Origin of the sequence: Streptomyces sp. NPDC006655 (assembly GCF_040703965.1) — a bacterium.
In the GTDB taxonomy this organism is placed as follows: Bacteria; Actinomycetota; Actinomycetes; order Streptomycetales; family Streptomycetaceae; genus Streptomyces.
This window is the reverse complement of record NZ_JBEYJU010000130.1, coordinates 1-19,684: the sequence shown is the minus strand read 5'-3', so window position 1 is coordinate 19,684 and position 19,684 is coordinate 1. Positions and strand designations below refer to the sequence as shown.

18 protein-coding genes are annotated in these 19,684 nt (G+C 72.2%); 12 read left to right on the top strand and 6 right to left on the bottom strand.

The features are described from left to right. Nucleotides 1-106 precede the first annotated feature (106 nt). Together AB0958_RS40320 and AB0958_RS40315 are read right to left on the bottom strand one after the other, a co-directional pair. Complete coding sequence (locus tag AB0958_RS40320; RefSeq protein WP_366895456.1) at nt 107-1,759, bottom strand: PucR family transcriptional regulator; 1,653 nt, start codon at nt 1,757-1,759, stop codon at nt 107-109. A gap of 80 nt (nt 1,760-1,839) precedes the next feature. Next, nucleotides 1,840-3,642 (bottom strand): glycoside hydrolase family 15 protein, encoded by a 1,803-nt coding sequence (locus tag AB0958_RS40315; protein WP_366895458.1) that lies wholly within the window; start codon nt 3,640-3,642, stop codon nt 1,840-1,842. Nucleotides 3,643-4,162: 520 nt separating this feature from the next. On the opposite strand from AB0958_RS40315, the gene AB0958_RS40310 reads away from it, so the two are divergent. The 11 genes from AB0958_RS40310 to AB0958_RS40260 all read left to right on the top strand — a co-directional run bounded on the left by AB0958_RS40310 (nt 4,163) and on the right by AB0958_RS40260 (nt 17,144). Next, nucleotides 4,163-5,851 carry a CTP synthase gene (locus tag AB0958_RS40310; RefSeq protein WP_366895455.1) on the top strand — a complete coding sequence of 563 codons (1,689 nt, stop codon included), beginning with the start codon at nt 4,163-4,165 and terminating at the stop codon, nt 5,849-5,851. A gap of 97 nt (nt 5,852-5,948) precedes the next feature. Then, a complete protein-coding gene (locus tag AB0958_RS40305; protein WP_366895454.1) occupies nt 5,949-6,575 on the top strand; it encodes an NUDIX hydrolase in 627 nt (208 codons plus the stop codon). Nucleotides 6,576-6,781: 206 nt separating this feature from the next. Next, nucleotides 6,782-8,848, top strand: coding sequence for a tetratricopeptide repeat protein (locus AB0958_RS40300; RefSeq protein ID WP_366895453.1), 2,067 nt, complete (start codon nt 6,782-6,784; stop codon nt 8,846-8,848). Nucleotides 8,849-8,982: 134 nt separating this feature from the next. Next, complete coding sequence (gene ald / locus AB0958_RS40295; protein WP_366895452.1) at nt 8,983-10,107, top strand: alanine dehydrogenase; 1,125 nt, start codon at nt 8,983-8,985, stop codon at nt 10,105-10,107. A gap of 411 nt (nt 10,108-10,518) precedes the next feature. Further along, nucleotides 10,519-11,646 carry a ParA family protein gene (locus tag AB0958_RS40290; RefSeq protein WP_132889015.1) on the top strand — a complete coding sequence of 376 codons (1,128 nt, stop codon included), beginning with the start codon at nt 10,519-10,521 and terminating at the stop codon, nt 11,644-11,646. Between the two features lie 41 nt (nt 11,647-11,687). After that, nucleotides 11,688-12,236, top strand: coding sequence for a hypothetical protein (locus AB0958_RS40285; protein WP_366895451.1), 549 nt, complete (start codon nt 11,688-11,690; stop codon nt 12,234-12,236). Nucleotides 12,237-12,254: 18 nt separating this feature from the next. Continuing rightward, nucleotides 12,255-13,454 carry a segregation/condensation protein A gene (locus tag AB0958_RS40280; RefSeq protein WP_366895450.1) on the top strand — a complete coding sequence of 400 codons (1,200 nt, stop codon included), beginning with the start codon at nt 12,255-12,257 and terminating at the stop codon, nt 13,452-13,454. Further along, nucleotides 13,451-14,101 (top strand): SMC-Scp complex subunit ScpB, encoded by a 651-nt coding sequence (gene scpB / locus AB0958_RS40275; protein WP_366895449.1) that lies wholly within the window; start codon nt 13,451-13,453, stop codon nt 14,099-14,101. Before AB0958_RS40280 ends, scpB begins: the two co-directional genes overlap by 4 nt. Nucleotides 14,102-14,113: 12 nt before the next feature. Next, the gene (locus AB0958_RS40270) at nt 14,114-15,235 is read left to right on the top strand and encodes a pseudouridine synthase (RefSeq protein WP_366895448.1); all 1,122 of its coding nucleotides are present in this window, start codon (nt 14,114-14,116) and stop codon (nt 15,233-15,235) included. Nucleotides 15,236-15,408: 173 nt separating this feature from the next. Beyond that, complete coding sequence (locus tag AB0958_RS40265; RefSeq protein ID WP_366895457.1) at nt 15,409-16,128, top strand: NUDIX domain-containing protein; 720 nt, start codon at nt 15,409-15,411, stop codon at nt 16,126-16,128. Further along, on the top strand, nt 16,125-17,144 hold the full coding sequence (locus AB0958_RS40260; protein ID WP_366895446.1) for an ADP-ribosylglycohydrolase family protein: 1,020 nt from the start codon (nt 16,125-16,127) through the stop codon (nt 17,142-17,144). Before AB0958_RS40265 ends, AB0958_RS40260 begins: the two co-directional genes overlap by 4 nt. A gap of 11 nt (nt 17,145-17,155) precedes the next feature. Here the strand turns inward: AB0958_RS40260 and AB0958_RS40255 are convergent, their stop codons facing one another. The 4 genes from AB0958_RS40255 to AB0958_RS40240 are packed head-to-tail and all read right to left on the bottom strand — an operon-like array spanning nt 17,156 to nt 19,224. Continuing rightward, nucleotides 17,156-17,836: a nucleotidyltransferase domain-containing protein gene (locus AB0958_RS40255; RefSeq protein ID WP_366895445.1), complete on the bottom strand. Its 681-nt coding sequence runs from the start codon at nt 17,834-17,836 to the stop codon at nt 17,156-17,158. A gap of 23 nt (nt 17,837-17,859) precedes the next feature. Further along, nucleotides 17,860-18,345 (bottom strand): Rieske (2Fe-2S) protein, encoded by a 486-nt coding sequence (locus AB0958_RS40250; RefSeq protein ID WP_366895444.1) that lies wholly within the window; start codon nt 18,343-18,345, stop codon nt 17,860-17,862. Continuing rightward, complete coding sequence (locus AB0958_RS40245; RefSeq protein ID WP_366895443.1) at nt 18,342-18,926, bottom strand: DUF6529 family protein; 585 nt, start codon at nt 18,924-18,926, stop codon at nt 18,342-18,344. Before AB0958_RS40245 ends, AB0958_RS40250 begins: the two co-directional genes overlap by 4 nt. A 16-nt stretch (nt 18,927-18,942) precedes the next feature. After that, the gene (locus AB0958_RS40240; RefSeq protein ID WP_366895442.1) at nt 18,943-19,224 is read right to left on the bottom strand and encodes a hypothetical protein; all 282 of its coding nucleotides are present in this window, start codon (nt 19,222-19,224) and stop codon (nt 18,943-18,945) included. 124 nt (nt 19,225-19,348) lie between these two features. Between AB0958_RS40240 and AB0958_RS40235 the strand changes: the two genes are divergently transcribed. Beyond that, the gene (locus AB0958_RS40235) at nt 19,349-19,522 is read left to right on the top strand and encodes a hypothetical protein (protein WP_366895440.1); all 174 of its coding nucleotides are present in this window, start codon (nt 19,349-19,351) and stop codon (nt 19,520-19,522) included. The last annotated feature ends 162 nt before the right edge of the window (nt 19,523-19,684 follow it).

Sequence of the window (19,684 nt, the reverse complement as noted above, 5' to 3'; positions counted from 1 at the left end):
CCCTGAGCGCCGGGCCGCTGCCCTAGGAGACGTGCCTGCGGGCCCTGAGCGCCGGGCCGCTGCCCTAGGAGACGTGCCTGCGGGCCCTGAGCGCCGGGCCGCTGCCCTAGGAGACGTGCCTGCGGGCCCTGAGCGCCAGGCTCAACGCCAGGACCACCTGCGGGTCGTCGAGGTCGGTGCCCAGCAACTCCCCGATCCTGGCGAGGCGGTTGTAGAGGGTCTGCCGGTTGAGGTGCAGTTCGCGGGCCGTCTCCGCCTTGCGGCCGGCGTGCGCCAGATAGGTCTCCAGGGTGGGCAGCAACGGCGGCCGGGAGCGGTGGTCGTGCTCGCGGAGCGGGCCGATCGCACGGTCCACGAACGCGGCGAGGTCGGGGTGGTCGCGCAGCCGCCACAGCAGCAGGTCGATGTCGAGGCGGCGGGCGTCGTACCAGGGGCGGTCGGAGAGGCCCTGGGCGGCCGTCGCCGTCTCCGCCGCGTGCCGCAGCCCGGCCGAGGCCGCCGCCCAGCCGCCGGCGGCCCCGACCACCACGACCGGCGCGGCGGCCCCGGGACGCCGCATCCCGGCGCGCTCCACGCCCGCCCGCAGCGCCGCCGCGACCCGGTCCGCGACCGTCGTCCGCTCCGCCTCCGAGCGCAGGCCCAGCAGCAGCGGCACCCGCCCCTCGACCGGCCGTACGCCCAGCAGGACCGGGACGCCCACCGCCGCCAGCTCCTCGCCGACCGCCCGGGCCAGCACGGCCCAGCCGCCGCCCGGGGAGCCCGGCGCGAGGGAGTCGGCGATCCGCATGACCACGGGCAGCAGCGGGCCGCCGCCCGGCTTGAAGCCGAGGACCCGGGCCTGGGCCGGGGCGTCCGCCGGGGTGATGCGGCCCTCGGCGAGGTCGGTCAGGAAGTCGCCGCGCCCGCGGGCCGCCAGCTCCTCCTCCTGGCGGGCCTGCATCAGCACCACGGCCACGATCCCGGCGGCGCGTTCGGCGGCGATGCGGTGGACGGGAGCGAGGGGGCCGCGCACCGGCAGCAGGACCAGCCGGGCCCGCACCGAGCCCGTGCCGGGTCCGCCGCCCGGCACGTCCACCAGGACGGACCCGGTCGGCGGCGGCGCGTCCCGGTGCTGGCCGCGCAGCCCCTCCCACACCTGGAGCGGATCCGCGCCCTCGGGACCCGCCCCGGCGGCGTACAGCAACTGGCCGTCGGTGGTCTCCAGGAAGACCGGGTTGCCGCTGAAGTCGGCCAGGATGGCCAGCACCTGCGGCACCCCGCCGCCGCCCAGCAGGGCCTCGGTGCAGCGGCGGTGCACCTCCTCGGCGCGCTGGAGGAGCGTGTAGTGGTGGTTGACGATCTCGGTGTGGATCTCCTCCGTCACCGTGACGAAGGGCACCTCGCGGTGCAGCACGACGAGCGGCAGCCCGGTGGCCCGGGCGGTGTCGACGAGCGTGGCGGGCAGCCGGGAGAAACGCGGGCCCAGCTCCACCACCAGGGCGGCGATGCCCCGCTCGGCGAGGGTGCGCACGAACGCCCGCTGGTCGGTGGGCCGGGTGCCCAGGCCGTAGCCGGTGGTGAGCAGCAGCTCGCCGCCCTTGAGCAGCGAGGCGATGTTCGGCACCTCGCCCGCGTGCACCCAGCGCACGGTCCGGCCCAGCCGGTCCGCGCAGGCCAGGATCTCCGGGAGCCCGCTGCGCAGCCCGGGCAGCTCAAGCGCCCGCTGCACGGTGATCCCGCCGCCCTGGGTGTCGAACCCGCTGCCCGTCCCGCTGTCCATGGGGCGGACGCTACCTGGGCGAACGCCTCCACGACACCTTCGGATCCCGCAGCCGACGGCGCCCGCCCGCCGCGCGGCGGCTACCCGCCGTACGCCCCGGACGCGGTCAGCCGCAGTGCCGTGTCGATCAGCGGCACGTGGCTGAACGCCTGCGGGAAGTTCCCCACCTGCCGCTTCAGCCGCGGGTCCCACTCCTCGGCGAGCAGCCCGAGGTCGTTGCGCAGCGCGAGGAGCTTCTCGAAGAGCCTGCGGGCCTCGTCGACGCGGCCGATCATCGCGAGGTCGTCGGCCATCCAGAACGAGCAGGCCAGGAAGGCGCCCTCGTCACCGGGGAGCCCGTCGACGCCCTCGTCGCCGCCCGAGGTCGGGTAGCGCAGGATGAAGCCGTCCGAGGTGGACAGCTCGCGCTGGATCGCCTCGATGGTGCCGATGACCCGCTTGTCGTCCGGAGGCAGGAACCCCATCTGGGGGATCAGCAGCAGCGACGCGTCCAGCTCCTGCGAGCCGTACGACTGCGTGAAGGTGTTGCGCTCCTTGTCGTAGCCGCGCTCGCAGACGTCCCGGTGGATGTCGTCGCGCAGCTCCTTCCAGCGCTCCAGCGGGCCGTCCGCGTCCCCGGACTCGATGAGCTTGATCGTCCGGTCCACGGCGACCCAGGCCATCACCTTGGAGTGCACGAAGTGCCGGCGCGGGCCGCGCACTTCCCAGATGCCCTCGTCCGGCTCGTCCCAGTGGTCCTCCAGGTACCGGATGAGCTTGAGCTGGAGCAGCGAGGCGTAGTCGTTGCGGGCCAGACCGGTCATGTGGGCCAGGTGCAGGGCCTCGGTGACCTCGCCGTAGACGTCCAGCTGGAGCTGGTGCGCGGCGCCGTTGCCCACCCGGACGGGCGCGGAGTTCTCGTAACCGGGCAGCCAGTCCAGCTCGGCCTCGCCCAGCTCGCGCTCGCCCGCGATGCCGTACATGATCTGCAGGTTCTCCGGGTCGCCGGCGACCGCGCGCAGCAGCCACTCGCGCCAGGCGCGGGCCTCCTCGCGGTAGCCGGTGCGCAGCAGCGAGGACAGGGTGATCGCCGCGTCGCGCAGCCAGGTGTAGCGGTAGTCCCAGTTGCGGACACCGCCGATGTCCTCGGGCAGGGACGTCGTCGGCGCGGCGACGATGCCGCCGGTGGGGGCGTACGTGAGGGCCTTCAGCGTGATCAGCGAGCGGATCACGGCCTCCCGGTACGGGCCGTGGTACGTACAGTGCTCGACCCAGTCGCGCCAGAAGTCCTCGGTCGCCTGGAGGGACTGCTCCGGCTCCGGCAGCGCGGGCGGCTGCTTGTGCGAGGGCTCCCAGGAGATCGTGAACGCGATCCGGTCGCCGGGGGCCACCGTGAAGTCCGCGTAGGTGGTCAGCGCCTTGCCGTAGGTCTCCGCCGAGGTGTCGAACCACACCGAGTCGGGCCCCGCGACGGCGACCGTGCGGCCGTCGTGCTTGTGCACCCAGGGCACGACCCGGCCGTAGGAGAACCGCATGCGCAGCACCGAGCGCATCGGCACCCGGCCGGTGACGCCCTCGACGATGCGGATCAGCTGGGGCGCGCCGTCACGCGGCGGCATGAAGTCGATGACCCGGACCGTGCCGCGCGGGGTGTCCCACTCCGACTCCAGGATCAGCGAGTCGCCCCGGTAGGTGCGGCGCGCCGCGGTCGGCGGCTCGGAGTCGGCCGCGTGCGCCGGGCCGAGCCGCCAGAAACCGTGTTCCTCGGTGCCGAGCAGACCGGCGAAGATGGCATGCGAGTCGAAGCGGGGCAGGCACAGCCAGTCGACTGTGCCGTCCCGGCAGACCAGGGCAGCGGTCTGCATGTCTCCGATGAGTGCGTAGTCTTCGATGCGCCCGGCCACGTGCAACTCCAGTCGAACGGCCACGTCACCCCCCAGACAGAAAGGGGGCTGTCGCTAGTGCGGTCAAGGGGGGTTGTTGTTGTACGTCGTTGAGCGGTGAAGCAAAGCAGCCCGCCATGCCCTGAGGCAAAACGACAGTCATAGCTCAACGAACTGCCGGGCTCTCGTTGTTCCGGGAGTACGGGCGGGGGTGTGCCGTTTTTTCCGGACGGGCTGGCTCGGCAGCGAGTGTCCGAGCAGGATACGACGCACGTAGATGATCTGCGTGCCGCTCCGGGCAACCCGTGTGAGCCGAACGGGTGAGCGCTGAGTGAAAAGCCGGTAAGCAGGACCCCCCGTTGTGCCGACGTGTGTACGGAACGTGGCCGGAAGCCATCTCTGCGAGGCGCTGATACCCTGGTAGCCCGTGGACCGGTGGGCGCGAAACCCCCGAACCGCAGCGACGGCACCACCCCCGGAAACACCCGGACGGCCGCCGTACCGCACGACAGACCGCGACCACGGGAGCCCCCTCTTGGCCATGCCGCCGCATGCTTTCCGAAACAGCACAGCCACGACGACCAAGCACATCTTCGTCACCGGGGGTGTCGCCTCCTCGCTCGGCAAGGGCCTGACGGCCTCCAGCCTGGGCATGCTGCTCAAGGCACGGGGCCTGCGCGTCGTGATGCAGAAGCTCGACCCCTACCTGAACGTCGACCCCGGCACGATGAACCCCTTCCAGCACGGTGAGGTGTTCGTCACCAACGACGGCGCCGAGACCGACCTGGACATCGGTCACTACGAGCGCTTCCTCGACCGCGACCTGGACGGCTCCGCCAACGTCACCACGGGTCAGGTCTACTCGACGGTGATCGCCAAGGAGCGGCGCGGCGAGTACCTGGGCGACACCGTCCAGGTCATCCCGCACATCACCAACGAGATCAAGCACCGCATCCGGCGCATGGCGACCGACGAGGTCGACGTCGTCATCACGGAGGTCGGCGGCACGGTCGGCGACATCGAGTCGCTGCCGTTCCTGGAGACCGTGCGCCAGGTCCGCCACGAGGTCGGCCGGGACAACGTCTTCGTGGTCCACATCTCGCTCCTGCCCTACATCGGCCCGTCCGGCGAGCTGAAGACCAAGCCCACCCAGCACTCGGTGGCCGCGCTGCGCAACATCGGCATCCAGCCGGACGCGATCGTGCTGCGCTGCGACCGCGAGGTGCCGACCGCCATCAAGCGCAAGATCTCGCTGATGTGCGACGTCGACGAGGCCGCGGTCGTCGCCTGCCCGGACGCCCGCTCGATCTACGACATCCCGAAGACCGTGCACGGCGAGGGCCTGGACGCCTACGTCGTCCGCAAGCTGGACCTGCCGTTCCGCGACGTGGACTGGCGGACCTGGGACGACCTGCTCGACCGCGTCCACAACCCCGACCACGAGATCACCCTCGCGCTGGTCGGCAAGTACATCGACCTGCCCGACGCCTACCTGTCGGTCACCGAGGCGCTGCGCGCCGGCGGTTTCGCCAACCGGGCCCGCGTGAAGATCAAGTGGGTGACCTCGGACGACTGCAAGACCCCGGCGGGTGCCGCCGCGCAGCTGTCCGACGTCGACGGCATCTGCATCCCCGGCGGTTTCGGCGACCGCGGCGTGCTCGGCAAGGTCGGCGCCATCCGCTACGCCCGCGAGAACCGGATCCCGCTGCTCGGCCTCTGCCTGGGCCTGCAGTGCATCGTGATCGAGGCCGCCCGCAACCTGGCCGACATCCCGGACGCCAACTCCACCGAGTTCGACTCCGCCACCGGCCACCCGGTCATCTCCACCATGGCCGAGCAGCTGGACATCGTCGCGGGCGAGGGCGACATGGGCGGCACCATGCGGCTGGGCATGTACCCGGCGAAGCTGGCCGAGGGTTCCATCGTGCGCGAGGTGTACGACGGCAAGGAGTACGTCGAGGAGCGGCACCGGCACCGCTACGAGGTCAACAACGCCTACCGCGCCGAACTGGAGAAGAAGGCCGGCATCCTGTTCTCCGGCACCTCCCCGGACGGCAAGCTCGTCGAGTACGTCGAGTACCCGCGCGACGTCCACCCCTACCTGGTCGCCACCCAGGCCCACCCGGAGCTGCGCTCCCGCCCGACCCGCCCGCACCCGCTCTTCGCGGGCCTGGTGAAGGCCGCGGTCGCGCGCCGGCAGGGCGCCGTCGAGCAGGGGAATGCGAAGTAACACACCGGTTGTACGGTGGCCGGGGCGCACACCTTCACGGGTGAGCACCCCGGTTTTCTTCTCAGCAGGTGGCAGGCGCGTGGAAGGGCGGCACGGCATGACGATCAAGGACACCCCCGAGGAGTGGGAGATCCGGGCGACGGAGACCCCCTTCGTGGGCAACAAGACCTCCGTCCGCACGGACGAGGTGGTCATGCCCGACGGCACGGTGGTCCGCCGCGACTACCAGGTCCACCCCGGCTCCGTCGCCGTCCTCGCCCTCGACGAGGAGGACCGCGTGCTGCTCATCCGCCAGTACCGGCACCCGGTCCGGCAGAAGCTCTGGGAGATCCCGGCCGGCCTGCTCGACGTCCCCGGCGAGAACCCGCTGCACGCGGCCCAGCGCGAGCTGTACGAGGAGGCCCACGTCAAGGCCGAGGACTGGCGGGTGCTCACCGACCTGTACACCACCCCCGGCGGCTGCGACGAGGCCGTACGGGTCTTCCTCGCCCGTGATCTGGCGGAGGCCGAGGGGGACCGCTTCGAGTCGGAGCACGAGGAGACCGACCTGGAGTACGCGCGCGTGCCGGTCGACGAGCTGGTCCGCCTGGTGCTCGCCGGCGACCTGCACAACACCTGCCTCGTGACGGGCGTCCTCTCGCTGGTCGCCGCCCGCGCGGGCGACGGTCTCGACGCCCTGCGCCCGGCCGACGCGCCCTGGCCGGCCCGCCCCTTCGAGTCCTGAGCCCGCCCCTGGATTCGTTCGCCCGGGCCGGAATCCTCCCTTTGGGCGTACCGGTGTGACCATCGCCTGATCCGATCGGGCGATGCGTCCGCCGCGCTCCGCGGGGAACGTCCGCGCACGTGAACTAGGCTCGACGCGAGTGAGCCGAAACGCCCGAACCGGAGTCCCGGCGGGCTTGCGCGTGCGGTGGGACGGGAGTGTGGCCCGTGACGGATCAGGCGGTGGACACAGGCGGCGCACGACTGGCGGCGCCCGCGGCCCCGGACGACCAGTTCCTGGGCCGCACAAGGGAGTTGAAGGAACTGCGCGCGGACATCGAGCGCGCGGGCCTGGACACCATCGCGGGCCGCAAGGCCCCCCGCGCCCGTGTTCTGCTGATCGCGGGCCGGCCCGGATCCGGACGCACCGCCCTCGCCGCGGAACTGGTCCGCAGGGTCGCCGCCGACTACCCCGACGGGGTGCTGCGCGCCCGCCTCGCCGAGCCCGACGGCACCCCGGTCCCCGTCGAGCGCACCGCCCGGGACCTGCTCACCGCGCTCGGACTGCCCACCCCGCCCGGCGCCGCCGAGGACGACCTCACCCACGCCCTGCGCACCGCCCTCGCCGACCGCCGGATGCTGCTCCTGCTGGACGACGCCCCGGGCGCCGACGAGGTCGACGCGCTGCTCCCGGACACCCCCGACTGCCTGGCCGTCGCCGTCTCCGGCGGCCCGCTCACCGGGATCTCGGACGTCCGCCCGTGCACCCTGGGCGGCCTGGACACCAAGTCGGCCGTGGAGCTGCTCGCCCGCTACACCGGCTCGGTCCGCATCACCGTCGACCCGCGGTCCGCCGAGGCGCTGGTGGAGGTGTGCCAGGCGCACCCCGCCGCGCTGACCCTGGCCGGCGGCTGGCTGGCCGCCCGCCCTCAGGCGGCAGTCTCCGACCTCGCCAAACGCCTGCACGCGGACGCCGACGACAGCAGCGCCCTGGCCCGGGTCTTCCGGTTCGTGCACGGCCAGCTGCCCGCCCAGGCCGCCCGGATACTGCGGCTGCTCAGTCTGGCCCCGGCCGGCCTGGTCGACCCGCACACCGCCTCGGCCCTGGCCGGCTGCTCGGTCGACACCGCCCGCACCACCCTGGACGAACTGGTCCGCCTCGGTCTGCTGCACGTAGCGCCCTCCCCCCTGCCCCAGTACGAGGTCCCGGGCTGCCTGCACCCGCTGATCCGGGCCATGGCCGAGAGCCAGGAGCGGACCGGCGAGCTCCAGCTGGCCCGCGCCCGGATGCTGGAGCGCACGGTACGGCTGCTGCAGTCCTGCCGGGCGATCACCGAGACCGACAACCCGCAGGCCCGCGAGAAGCTCCAGGCGCTCCCTCACGAGCTGCGCTTCCCCACCCCCCGGGCCGCCGCCGACTGGCTGCGCGCCCGGCGCCCCGCCCTGCTGGCCGCAGCCCGCGCCGCGGTCGCCGACGGCGAGCTGGACACCCTGGCCCGCCGCCTGATGGCCCAGCTGGTCAAGGCCATGGTGGCGCACTTCGGCACCCGGGCCGCGGCCCCCGACCTGTACGGCATCCACCGGCTCGTCCTCGACGTCGCCGAGCGCCGCGACCTGCCCCGGGAGCAGGCCGCCGCCCTGCTGAACCTGGGCGACCTGGACGCCCAGACCGGGCGTACCAGGGATGCGCTGGTGCGCTATCGGTCCGCTCTGGACGCCGGACGCAGAGCACATGACCCCTACGCCACCGGTCGCGCGATGGAATCCGTAGGCGGTGCGCATCAGGAGCTGGGGGACTACGACCGGGCCGCCGACTGGTTCGGCCGCGCCCTCGCCCAGCGCCTGGCCCGTGACGAGCGCGCCGAGGCCGCCCGGCTCTACGGCCGTATCGCCGGCGCCCACACCTACGCGGGCCGTTACGGCGAGGCGCTCAGGGCCTGGCGGGCGGCTGTTTCCGGCCACCGAAAGAACGGCGATGTGGCCGCGCAGGCACGGGCGTTGAGCGAACTCGCCCGGGTGCAGGAGTACGCCGGACGCCCGGAGGAATCGCTGCGCACCTGCCAGGAGGCGGTGGAGTGGGCGCGCCGTGCCGAGGACGCCCGGCTCCAGGCGGCGCTCCAGCTCCGGCTGGCCGACACGCTGGAGCGGCTCGGCGACTCCACCGCCGCGAGCCTGCACCGGGCGGCGGCCGAGCGCATGCTGGGTGAGGAGGCCGCGCCCCCCTCGGAGCCCGACTCCGAGCCGGAACAGGGTGCTAACACCTACGAAATCCGTACTGGGTCACCGAAAGATTGATGCAATGAAAGGCTAGACACTCGGAACGCCTTCATTAAACTGGCTCTGCCGCCGGTTCTCCTGCGGTGTCTCCTGGTGTACCCCGTATGCCGGGTATGTGCTGTCATGCCCCCACACCCTCTGAGCCAAGGACCGTGATCGACGTGAAGGTCGGCATCCCCCGCGAGGTCAAGAACAACGAGTTCCGGGTGGCCATCACCCCGGCCGGCGTCCACGAGCTGGTGCGTCACGGCCACCAGGTCGTCATCGAGCGCGGGGCCGGGGTCGGCTCGTCGATCCCGGACGACGAGTACACCGCCGCCGGCGCCACGATCCTGGACACCGCCGACGAGGTGTGGGCCACCGCCGACCTGCTGCTGAAGGTCAAGGAGCCCGTCGCGGAGGAGTACCACCGGCTGCGCAAGGACCAGACCCTCTTCACCTACCTGCACCTGGCCGCGTCCAAGGAGTGCACCGACGCGCTCCTGGAGTCCGGCACCACGGCCATCGCCTACGAGACCGTCGAGCTGCCGAGCCGTGCGCTGCCGCTGCTCGCGCCCATGTCCGAGGTCGCCGGCCGGCTCGCCCCGCAGGTCGGCGCCTACCACCTGATGCGCGCCAACGGCGGCCGCGGTGTGCTGCCCGGCGGCGTCCCCGGTGTGCTCGCCGCCAGGGCCGTCGTCATCGGCGGCGGGGTCTCCGGCTGGAACGCCGCCCAGATCGCCATCGGCATGGGCTTCCACGTGACCCTGCTGGACAAGGACATCAACAAGCTCAAGGAGGCCGACAAGGTCTTCGGCACCAAGATCCAGACGGTGGTCTCCAACTCCTTCGAGCTGGAGAAGGCCTGCCTGGAGGCCGACCTCGTGATCGGCGCGGTGCTCATCCCCGGCGCCAAGGCCCCGAAGCTCGTCACCAACGAGCTGGTCTCCCGGATGAAGCCGGGAAGTGTCCTTGTCGACATCGCGATCGACCAGGGCGGCTGCTTCGAGGACTCCCGGCCCACCACCCACGCCGAGCCGACCTTCCGGGTCCACGAGTCGGTCTTCTACTGCGTCGCCAACATGCCCGGCGCGGTGCCCAACACCTCCACCTACGCGCTCACCAACGCCACGCTCCCGTACATCGTGTCGCTCGCGAACAACGGCTGGGCGGAGGCGCTGCGCCGGGACGCCGCGCTGGCCAAGGGCCTCAACACCCATGACGGCAAGGTCGTTTACAAGGAGGTCGCCGAGGCGCACGGCCTGGACCACGTGGACCTCGACACGCTGATCGGCTGAGCCGGAACGGCGGGCGGCCGCTAAGTCACCTTTTCGTAAAGGCGATACGTCAACAAGGCGCGTCAATCACTCGCATCCGGCCGGACCTTGCCCGACAAGGTCCGGCCGGATGTGTGTATGGTCACTTTGCGGCTCTCGGTCAACTCGCCTCGAACGTAACCCTTCGACCGATTCGCACACCGGTGAAACCTGCTGTGCGACGGCCGTACGCCCTTGACAGCGACATGTTTCATTGCCGACACATCGTGCCGGGTCCGGCGGATTGTGTTGCTGCGGACGCCCGACACGCCATAGAGTCGCCAACCGTCGGCATGGTGCCACGCTGACCTGTCTAGAAGTTTCCTGGTCACCAAGGAGGTAAGACGACTTGTGAATGAGTCGACATTTTCTCCCGGGGGTGGTCAACCAGGAATGCCGGTACGGGACCAGGGTCCCGCGGGGTTCGAGGCTGTCGGCTCCGTCGCGGTGCGCACCTTCACAGCAGCCCGGAGTCCGCTGACCACGCGGACAGCACACCAGAGCATGGATGGCCATCACGTGAACGCCAGGGCCGGCGACGGAAGTGGCGCGCCCCACAACCACTTCGCCGACTACGACGAACTGCCCGACGGGCACTTCTACGACCCCGACGCCGAGTACGAGCCCGATCCGGAGTACGCGGCCACGCTGGCGCCCGACGCGGCCCGCCAGCGCCGCGAGCGCGTCGGCCCGACCGGACGCCCGCTGCCGTACTTCCCGATCCCGGGCCCGGTGACCAGTCACGGCCCCGCCACGATCATCGCGATGTGCAACCAGAAGGGCGGCGTCGGCAAGACCACGTCGACCATCAACCTGGGTGCCGCGCTCGCGGAGTACGGCCGGCGGGTGCTGCTCGTGGACTTCGACCCGCAGGGCGCGCTGTCGGTGGGTCTCGGCGTCAACCCGATGGAGCTCGACCTCACCGTCTACAACCTGCTCATGGAGCGGGGCATGGCGGCCGACGAGGTCCTCCTGAAGACCGCGGTCCCCAACATGGACCTGCTGCCCTCCAACATCGACCTGTCGGCCGCCGAGGTCCAGCTGGTCTCCGAGGTCGCCCGCGAGTCGACGTTGCAGCGCGCCCTCAAGCCGCTGCTGCCCGACTACGACTACATCGTGATCGACTGTCAGCCCTCGCTCGGCCTGCTCACGGTCAACGCGCTGACGGCCGCCCACAAGGTGATCGTGCCGCTGGAGTGCGAGTTCTTCGCGCTGCGTGGTGTCGCCCTGCTGACCGAGACCATCGAGAAGGTCCAGGAGCGGCTCAACCCGGAGCTGGAGCTCGACGGCATCCTCGCCACCATGTACGACTCCCGCACCGTGCACAGCCGTGAGGTGCTGGCCCGCGTGGTCGAGGCCTTCGACGACCACGTCTACCACACGGTGATCGGCCGCACGGTCCGCTTCCCGGAGACCACGGTCGCCGGTGAACCGATCACCACGTACGCCTCCAACTCCGTCGGTGCCGCCGCCTACCGCCAGCTCGCCAGGGAGGTGCTCGCCCGGTGTCACGCCGAGTGAGTCTGCCGGGGGCCGACGAACTGTTCCGTACGACCGGGGGGATGGCGCTGCAGCCGTCCAGCCCCAGGCGCCCGGCCAACGGCGAGGCCCGGGTGCCGTCCCCCGCGACTCCCGCGGGGGAGAACGACGACGCGGCGGCCGAACCCGCCGGGGACGCGCCGCACGCGGTGCCCGCGCAGGGCGGCGACGGCGAGGGCGCGGAGCACGTGGCGGCGGAGGCGCAACCGGCCGAGTCCGGGGAGTCCCGCAACCACGGGGCCTCCGTCACGATGGCCCCCTCGGGTGCGCGGCGGCAGCCGGTGCAGGAAGGTTCTGGCGCCGACGCCCAGGCCGCGTCCCGCAAGCAGCGCGGTGGCAGGGCGCCCGCCCGCCGGCCCAGCGGGCGCGAGCGGCACGACGAGAAGATCACCGTGTACGTCTCCGCCGAGGAGCTGATGGACCTGGAGCACGCCCGCCTCGTGCTCCGCGGCGAGCACGGACTCGCCGTCGACCGGGGCCGGATCGTCCGCGAGGCGGTCGCCGTGGTGCTGGCGGACCTGGAGTCCCGCGGAGACGCGAGCATCCTCGTACGACGGCTGCGGGGCCGGTAGAGGTAGCCTGCGGGGGCCATGACCTCGACCGACGCCCCCGCTCCCGGCCCCTCCGGCGGCCGCCGGCGCGCCCTGGGCCGGGGCCCGGGGGTGGCGCCCCCACCGACGACCGAGCCCCCGACACCCGCGGCACCGGCCGCACCGGCAGCCGGGCCCGAGTCCGGTGGGCCGGGTACTGCCACACGCGAGGAACGCGCAGACACCGCACCGAAGCCAAAAACCGCCGCACGGCCCCCGGAGCCGGAAGCCGCCGCGCCGGAACGTGCGGGTACCGCGCCGAAGTCCGACGCCGACGCAGCGAACCCGGACGCCGCCGCACCGGCCCCCGAGCCGGACACCGGCGCCCGGCCCCCGGAGCCGGGAGCCGGTGCGCCGGCTCCCGAGGCCGTCGTAGGGGCGGAACCCGGTTCCGACGGGGTCTTCACGGTGCGGCTCGCCAACTTCGAGGGGCCCTTCGACCTCCTGCTCCAGCTGATCTCCAAGCACAAGCTGGACGTCACCGAGGTCGCGCTGTCCAAGGTCACCGACGAGTTCATGGCGCACATCCGGGCCATGGGACCGGACTGGGACCTGGACCAGACGACCGAGTTCCTCGTGGTCGCCGCCACCCTGCTCGACCTGAAGGCCGCGCGGCTGCTGCCCGCCGCCGAGGTGGAGGACGAGGCCGACCTGGCGTTGCTGGAGGCCCGGGACCTGCTGTTCGCGCGGCTGCTGCAGTACCGCGCGTACAAACAGATCACCGACATCTTCAACCGGCGTCTGGCGGACGAGGCCCGCCGCTGGCCCCGTACCGTCGGCCTCGAACCGCACCTCGCCGAGCTGCTGCCCGAGGTCGTCATCAGCATCGGGGCGGAGGGGTTCGCGCGGCTCGCGGTCAAGGCGATGCAGCCCCGGCCCAAGCCGCAGGTGTACGTCGACCACATCCACGCCCCGCTGGTCAGCGTGCAGGAACAGGCGGGGATCGTGGTGGCGCGGTTGCGGGAGCTCGGCGAGGCCAGCTTCCGGGTCCTGGTGGCGGACACCGACGACACCCTCACGGTCGTGGCCCGTTTCCTCGCCCTGCTCGAGCTGTACCGGGAGAAGGCCGTCGCCCTGGACCAGGAGACGGCGCTCGGTGAGCTGCTGGTGCGCTGGACCGGCGGGGACGGCGGGGGCCTGCCGATGGTCACCGACGAGTTCGACCGGCCGCCCGAGCCGCCCAAGGAGGAGAAGCCGTGAGCGAGGACACCACGGAACTGCCGGCGGGGCTGCGTCCCGTCGCCGACCTCGACCTCAAGCCGGCCCTGGAGGCGGTCCTGATGGTCGTGGACGAGCCCGCCACCGCCGAGCACCTGTCCCGGATCCTGGAACGGCCCCGGCAGACGATCACGAAGGCGCTGCGCGCGCTGGCCGACGAGTACACCGCGCAGGGCCGCGGCTTCGAGCTGCGGTTCGTCGCGGGCGGCTGGCGCTTCTACACGCGCGGCGAGTACGCGCCCGCCGTGGAGCGGCTGGTCCTGGACGGGCAGACGGCCCGGCTCACCCAGGCCGCGCTGGAGACCCTCGCGGTCGTCGCGTACCGCCAGCCGGTGAGCCGCAGCCGGGTCTCGGCCGTACGAGGGGTCAACTGCGACGGTGTGATGCGCACCCTGCTCCAGCGCGGTCTGGTCGAGGAGGCGGGCGCGGAACCCGAAACAGGTGCGATCCTGTACAGGACGACGAACTACTTCCTGGAGCGGATGGGCCTGCGTGGCCTGGACGAGCTCCCGGAGCTCGCGCCCTTCCTCCCGGAGGCAGAGGCGATCGAGGCCGAGACCCAGGAGGGCGTGCCGTCGTTCGATCCGGACGCACCCGATGCGCTGGATTCCGAGGACGCAGACGACTAGACGGAACTTTTGATGCGAAGCAGCAGCGGCAGGAACAGCAGCGGAAACAACGGCGGGAGCCGTGGTGGCAACAGCGGCGGCCGCGGCGGGAGCAGCGGCGGGCGCGGCAACTACCGCGGCGCCGGCAACGCCCGCGACGACAAGCAGGGCGGCCGGCCGAAGAAGCCGCGCCCGGAGGAGCGGCGCTACGACGTGGGCCCCGGCGCCACCCAGGACGGCCCGAAGTCGGGCCGCGGCGCCTCGGCGCGCGGCGGCGCCAAGGGCGGCCCGAGGCAGGGGCAGGGCACCGGGCGCGGCCGTACCGCTCCGGCGAGTTCCCGTGAGTACGACGCCCGCGCCGAGGAGCGCAACCGCGAGCGGTACGCGGGCAAGAAGGACGTGAAGCTCCCGAAGACCTTCCCGGGCGCCGAGCAGGAGGGCGAGCGGCTGCAGAAGGTCCTCGCCCGCGCGGGCTACGGCTCCCGGCGTGCCTGCGAGGAGCTGATCGAGCAGGCCCGTGTCGAGGTCAACGGTGAGATCGTCCTGGAGCAGGGCAAGCGGGTCGACCCGGAGAAGGACGAGGTCCGCGTCGACGGGCTGACCGTCGCCACGCAGTCGTACCAGTTCTTCTCGCTGAACAAGCCGGCCGGTGTGGTCTCCACCATGGAGGACCCGGACGGCCGGCAGTGCCTCGGCGACTACGTCACCAACCGGGAGACCCGCCTCTTCCACGTGGGGCGCCTGGACACCGAGACCGAGGGTGTCATCCTGCTCACCAACCACGGCGAGCTGGCACACCGGCTGACCCACCCCAAGTACGGCGTGAAGAAGACCTATCTCGCGCACATCGTGGGCCCGATCCCGCGTGACCTGGGCAAGAAGCTCAAGGACGGCATCCAGCTGGAGGACGGCTACGCGCGCGCGGACCACTTCCGGGTCGTCGAGCAGACCGGCAAGAACTACCTGGTCGAGGTCACCCTGCACGAGGGCCGCAAGCACATCGTGCGCCGGATGCTGGCCGAGGCCGGCTTCCCGGTCGACAAGCTGGTGCGGGTCGCCTTCGGCCCGATCACCCTCGGCGACCAGAAGTCGGGCTGGCTGCGCCGCCTGTCCAACACCGAGGTCGGGATGCTGATGAAGGAAGTCGACCTCTAGAGCGCCTGTGCGTCCTTCTGACGGCCGGTCCCGGGTCCACCGGGACCGGCCGTCGCCGTTCCTCTGAACGGGGCTCCAGCGGGCGTTGCGGGCTTGCGCCGTGATCGAGCGGGGTTTTATAGTCGTAACGACTATTAGTTGGAGGGGGTGACGGGACCGTGCGGGGCCACGACATGCAGGGCTACGACAAGTACGCCTACGAACCCTTCGCCGTCACCGTGGACCTCGCCGTCCTCACCCTGCGCGCGGGCGCCCTGCACGTGCTGCTCGTCGAGCGCGGACTGGAGCCGTACGCCGGCCAGTGGGCGCTGCCCGGCGGCTTCGTGCTGCCCCGGGAGTCGGCCGAGACGGCGGCCCGGCGGGAACTCGCCGAGGAGACCGGCCTGGCGGACGTGTCGGGGCTGCGCCTGGAGCAGCTGCGCACCTACAGCGAGCCGGACCGCGACCCGAGGATGCGGGTCGTCTCCGTCGCCTTCACCGCGCTGCTGCCCCATCCACCCGAGCCGCGCGGTGGCGGCGACGCGGCCCAGGCGCGCTGGCTGCCGTACGACCCCGCCCGGACGCTCGCCTTCGACCACGACCGGATCCTCGCCGACGCCCACGACCGCGTCGGCGCGCAACTGGAGCACAGCTGTCTCGCCACCGCCTTCTGCCCGCCCGAGTTCACGCTCGGCGAGCTGCAGAACGTCTACGAGACCGTGTGGGGCGTCACGCTGGACCGCCCCAACTTCCGCCGCAAGGTCCTCACCACGCCCGGCTTCGTCGAACCGGTCCCCGGAGCCGCCCGGCTGACCGGCGGGCGCGGCAAACCGGCCGCGCTCTACCGCGCGGGCACCGCCACGACACTCCGCCCGCCCCTGCTCCGCCCGTCCCGGGAAGGACGCCCCGCATGACCTTCACCGCCCACAAACGCGCCGCCACCGGCTCCCTCATAGGCCTCGCCCTCGGGGACGCGCTGGGCTTCCCGACCGAGTTCAACGACGTACCCGCCATCCTCGCCAAGTGCGGGCCCTGGCGGCGGATGGAGCTGCCGAAGCGCGCCTTCGTCTCCGACGACACCCAGATGACCCTGGCCGTCGGGCACGCGCTGCGCACCGCCATGGACCGCGGGGTGCTCGGCCCCCAGCGGCTGGCGCGCCCGCTGCGCGAGGAGTTCGTGAACTGGTACCAGTCGCCGGAGAACAACCGCGCACCCGGCCGTACCTGTCTGCGGGCCTGCGCCCTCCTGAAGGAGGAGGGCCGGATCTGGCAGGACGCCAGCCAGGTCGACTCCAAGGGGTGCGGCGCCAACATGCGGGTCGCGCCCATCGGCCTCGCACCCGGTCTGAGCGACGAACAGCGGGCCGGAGCCGCACAGTTGCAGTCCGCCCTCACCCACGGCCACCCCACCGCCCTGGCCGCCTCGGACCTCACCGCGCGTGCCGTACGGCTGCTCGCGCAGGGGACCGATCCTGCGGAACTCGTCGGACGGCTGCGGTCGTACGCCGTGGACAACCGCACCCGCTACCACCACACCTGGCTCGGCGACCTCTGGACGCGCGGCCACGACGCGAGTCCCGAGGCGTTCGTCGCACGCGGCTGGGACGAGTGCCTGGAGATCCTCGACCGCCTACGGGACGCCGTGGCCACCGCCTCCCCGGAGGACGACCCCTGCCTCGCCACCGGCGCCGGCTGGATCGCCGAGGAGGCCCTGGCGACCGGTCTGCTGTGCTTCCTGCTCTTCCCCGAGGAGCCGCTGGCCGCCCTGCGCCGGGCCGCCTGCTCCTCCGGCGACTCGGACTCGATCGCCTGCCTCACCGGGGCGTTCGCGGGGGCCTGGCTGGGCGAGGACGCCTGGCCGACGGAATGGGCCGACCGCGTCGAGTACCGGGGCGACCTGATGACCCTGGGCGCCCTCTGGGACGCCTGAGCCGGGCCCGGTCACGCGGCTGAGGCGCGCCGCATCCGGAACAGGAAGTCGGCGACGCGCGCGTGATCGGGCTCCGCCGGGAGCGGGGTGTGCCGCAGGGCCTCGTCGGTCTCCTCGGCCAGCCGGGCGAACCGGGACTCCACGACCGGCCAGGGCACCTCGCCCCGCTTCACCGCGAGCAGCGCCTCCCGGCCGTCACCGACCTGGACCGTCAGCTCGCCGGTGCGCAGCAGGTCACGGGCGCTGCTCAGCAGCCGCAGCAGGTGCATGGCGTGCTTCCAGCGCGGCGCGCCGTGGGTGCGGACGTCGTCGTGGAGCTTGCGGCGCTGCGCGAGGGCGTAGCCGGTGAAGGTGCCGTGGGCGCGCCGGGACAGAAAGGCGCCGCGCAGCGCGAGCAGCTCGCGGCCCGTGTCGTCGACGTGCTCCACCAGGGGCGAGTGCAGGCACTCCAGGATGTTCGGATTGGCCCGCAGCGCCAGCTCGCAGAACCGCTCCAGCTCCCAGGAGAACCGCTCCTCGCCCGGCCCCTCCACATGCGTCGGCGGCTTCTCGAAGCGCCAGAACAGGGGAGTGGGGGCGAGGAACACGCCCCGCCGGTCGGTGTCGCTGTCTCCGGTGGCCAGCCCGAAGGCCCGCGACCCCATGACACAGGCGTAGATCGTGTGGTCGCGTACCAGGTCCTCGGGCTGCATGCCGGGGAGCGTACGTGGCCGAGTCAGCCCAGGGTGATCGAATTTCCGCTCACCGTGATCGACTCGGCCGGCAGCGCCCTGGTCGCCGGGCCGTGGGCGACCGAGCCGTCGGCGATGTGGTACTTGCTGCCGTGGCAGGGGCAGTCGATGGTGCCGCCCGCCACCTTGTCCACGGTGCAGCCCATGTGGGTGCAGATCGCCGAGAAGGCCTTGAACTCGCCCTTCGTCGGCTGGGTCACCACGATCTTCTGGTCCTTGAAGATCGTGCCGCCGCCCTCGGGAATGTCACTCGTCTGCGCCAGCGCCTTCCCGGAGGCCGCGCTCGCCGACCCGGAGGCGGACGACCCGGCGGTGGGTGACGCGGGGGAGGCGGACGTCCCGGACGAGGTCGGCGTCCCGGACGAGCTGGAGGAGCCGTTGCCCTTGTTGCCGCCGCAGCCCACGCAGGTCGCGGCGAGCGCCGCGGTACCCGTCGTGAGCATGGTGCGTCGAGTGGAGCCGTCGGTCATGTCGTCACCCCGAACGTGCGGAAGAACCAGAATGCGGACGTCAGCCAGACGAGCGTGAGCATGGCGAACACCAGCCCACCGACGATCGGCAGCAGCCAGCCAGGGAGTCGCTCCCAGCGGAGCAGCAGCATCTTGGCACTGAAAACACCGAAGAAGAAGCAACCCAGGAGGGAGTGCCACAAAACGCGTGTTTCGTACGTCTGATAGCCCAACGCGTACAGGCAGTGCACCGCCACGGGGACGGCGACCAGGAAGGCGACCCGCCCCGACCAGCGGTGCAGACCCGAGGCCCAGCGCGGTCCCGGCAGCCTGCCGTACAGCATCAGCGCGGAGACCAGCTGGACGAGTGCGAAGAAGACCGCGATCGAGGCCAGCCACGACTTCCCCGCGAACGTGCTGCTGAAGGCGCCGAGGCCGAAGACGCGCCCCGTCGGGTGGTGGACCCTGCCGTACACGCCGAGGGCGACCGCGACCGCGCCGGTCACCAGGACGGGGACGAGATAGCGGACGGGGTGCGGGCCGTGGCGGTGCGGCTCGGGCGGCGGCCAGCTCTGGGCGGCGGCGTTCGGGTCGACGGTCATGGTCGGCTCCCTCGGGTCACGGCCGGATGCCGGCGAGTACGATCCAGCCGCCGTCGACCTTCGCCCCGCGCACGGTCGCCGTGGCCCGGTACAGGCCCGACCCCCTGACGGCCCTGCGTCGCGGACCGGGACGGGACGAGTGGTCGGTGCGGCCGGCGTAAGGGGCGTCGGCGATCTTCGGCGGCGACTGGGCCGGGGAGGAGAGACTCCTCGTCCCCGCCGTCGCGTCGAGCGTCAGCGTGAGCAGGCCGAGCAGCAGACCCGCGAGCAGGGTCAGCAACGGACCGGGGCGTTTCATGGCGGACCTCCCCGAGACGGGTCTGTCTGCCATGAGAGCGGACGGGCGGGCCCGGCGTGAAGAGGCGCACAGGAGCGGTTCACCCCGAGTAGCGGAATTGGGTCGTACGCGTGACATTGGGGCCATGTCGGGCGATGACTTTGAAGACATTCTCGGCAGCCTCCTGGGCGACGACGGCGAGGGCGCCGGGATGCTGACCACGCTGATCGGCGCGATGAGCCACGGCCAGGGCGGCGGCTCGCTCGGCGGGCTCCTGGAAACCCTCGCGAAGTCCGCTCCGGCCGCGCAGCAGGACTAGGGCCCTTCTGATGGATCTCCGTGGGAGAAGGAGCGGCGTTCGGTGCGTGCGATCGGCGTGCGGGGTGGCGGGTCATGTGGCGGAGCCACCTGGCCCGCCACCCCGTGCGTCGAGCGTGCGTGCCGGGCGTCGCGACGCCGCGGAGATCCATCAGAAGGGCCC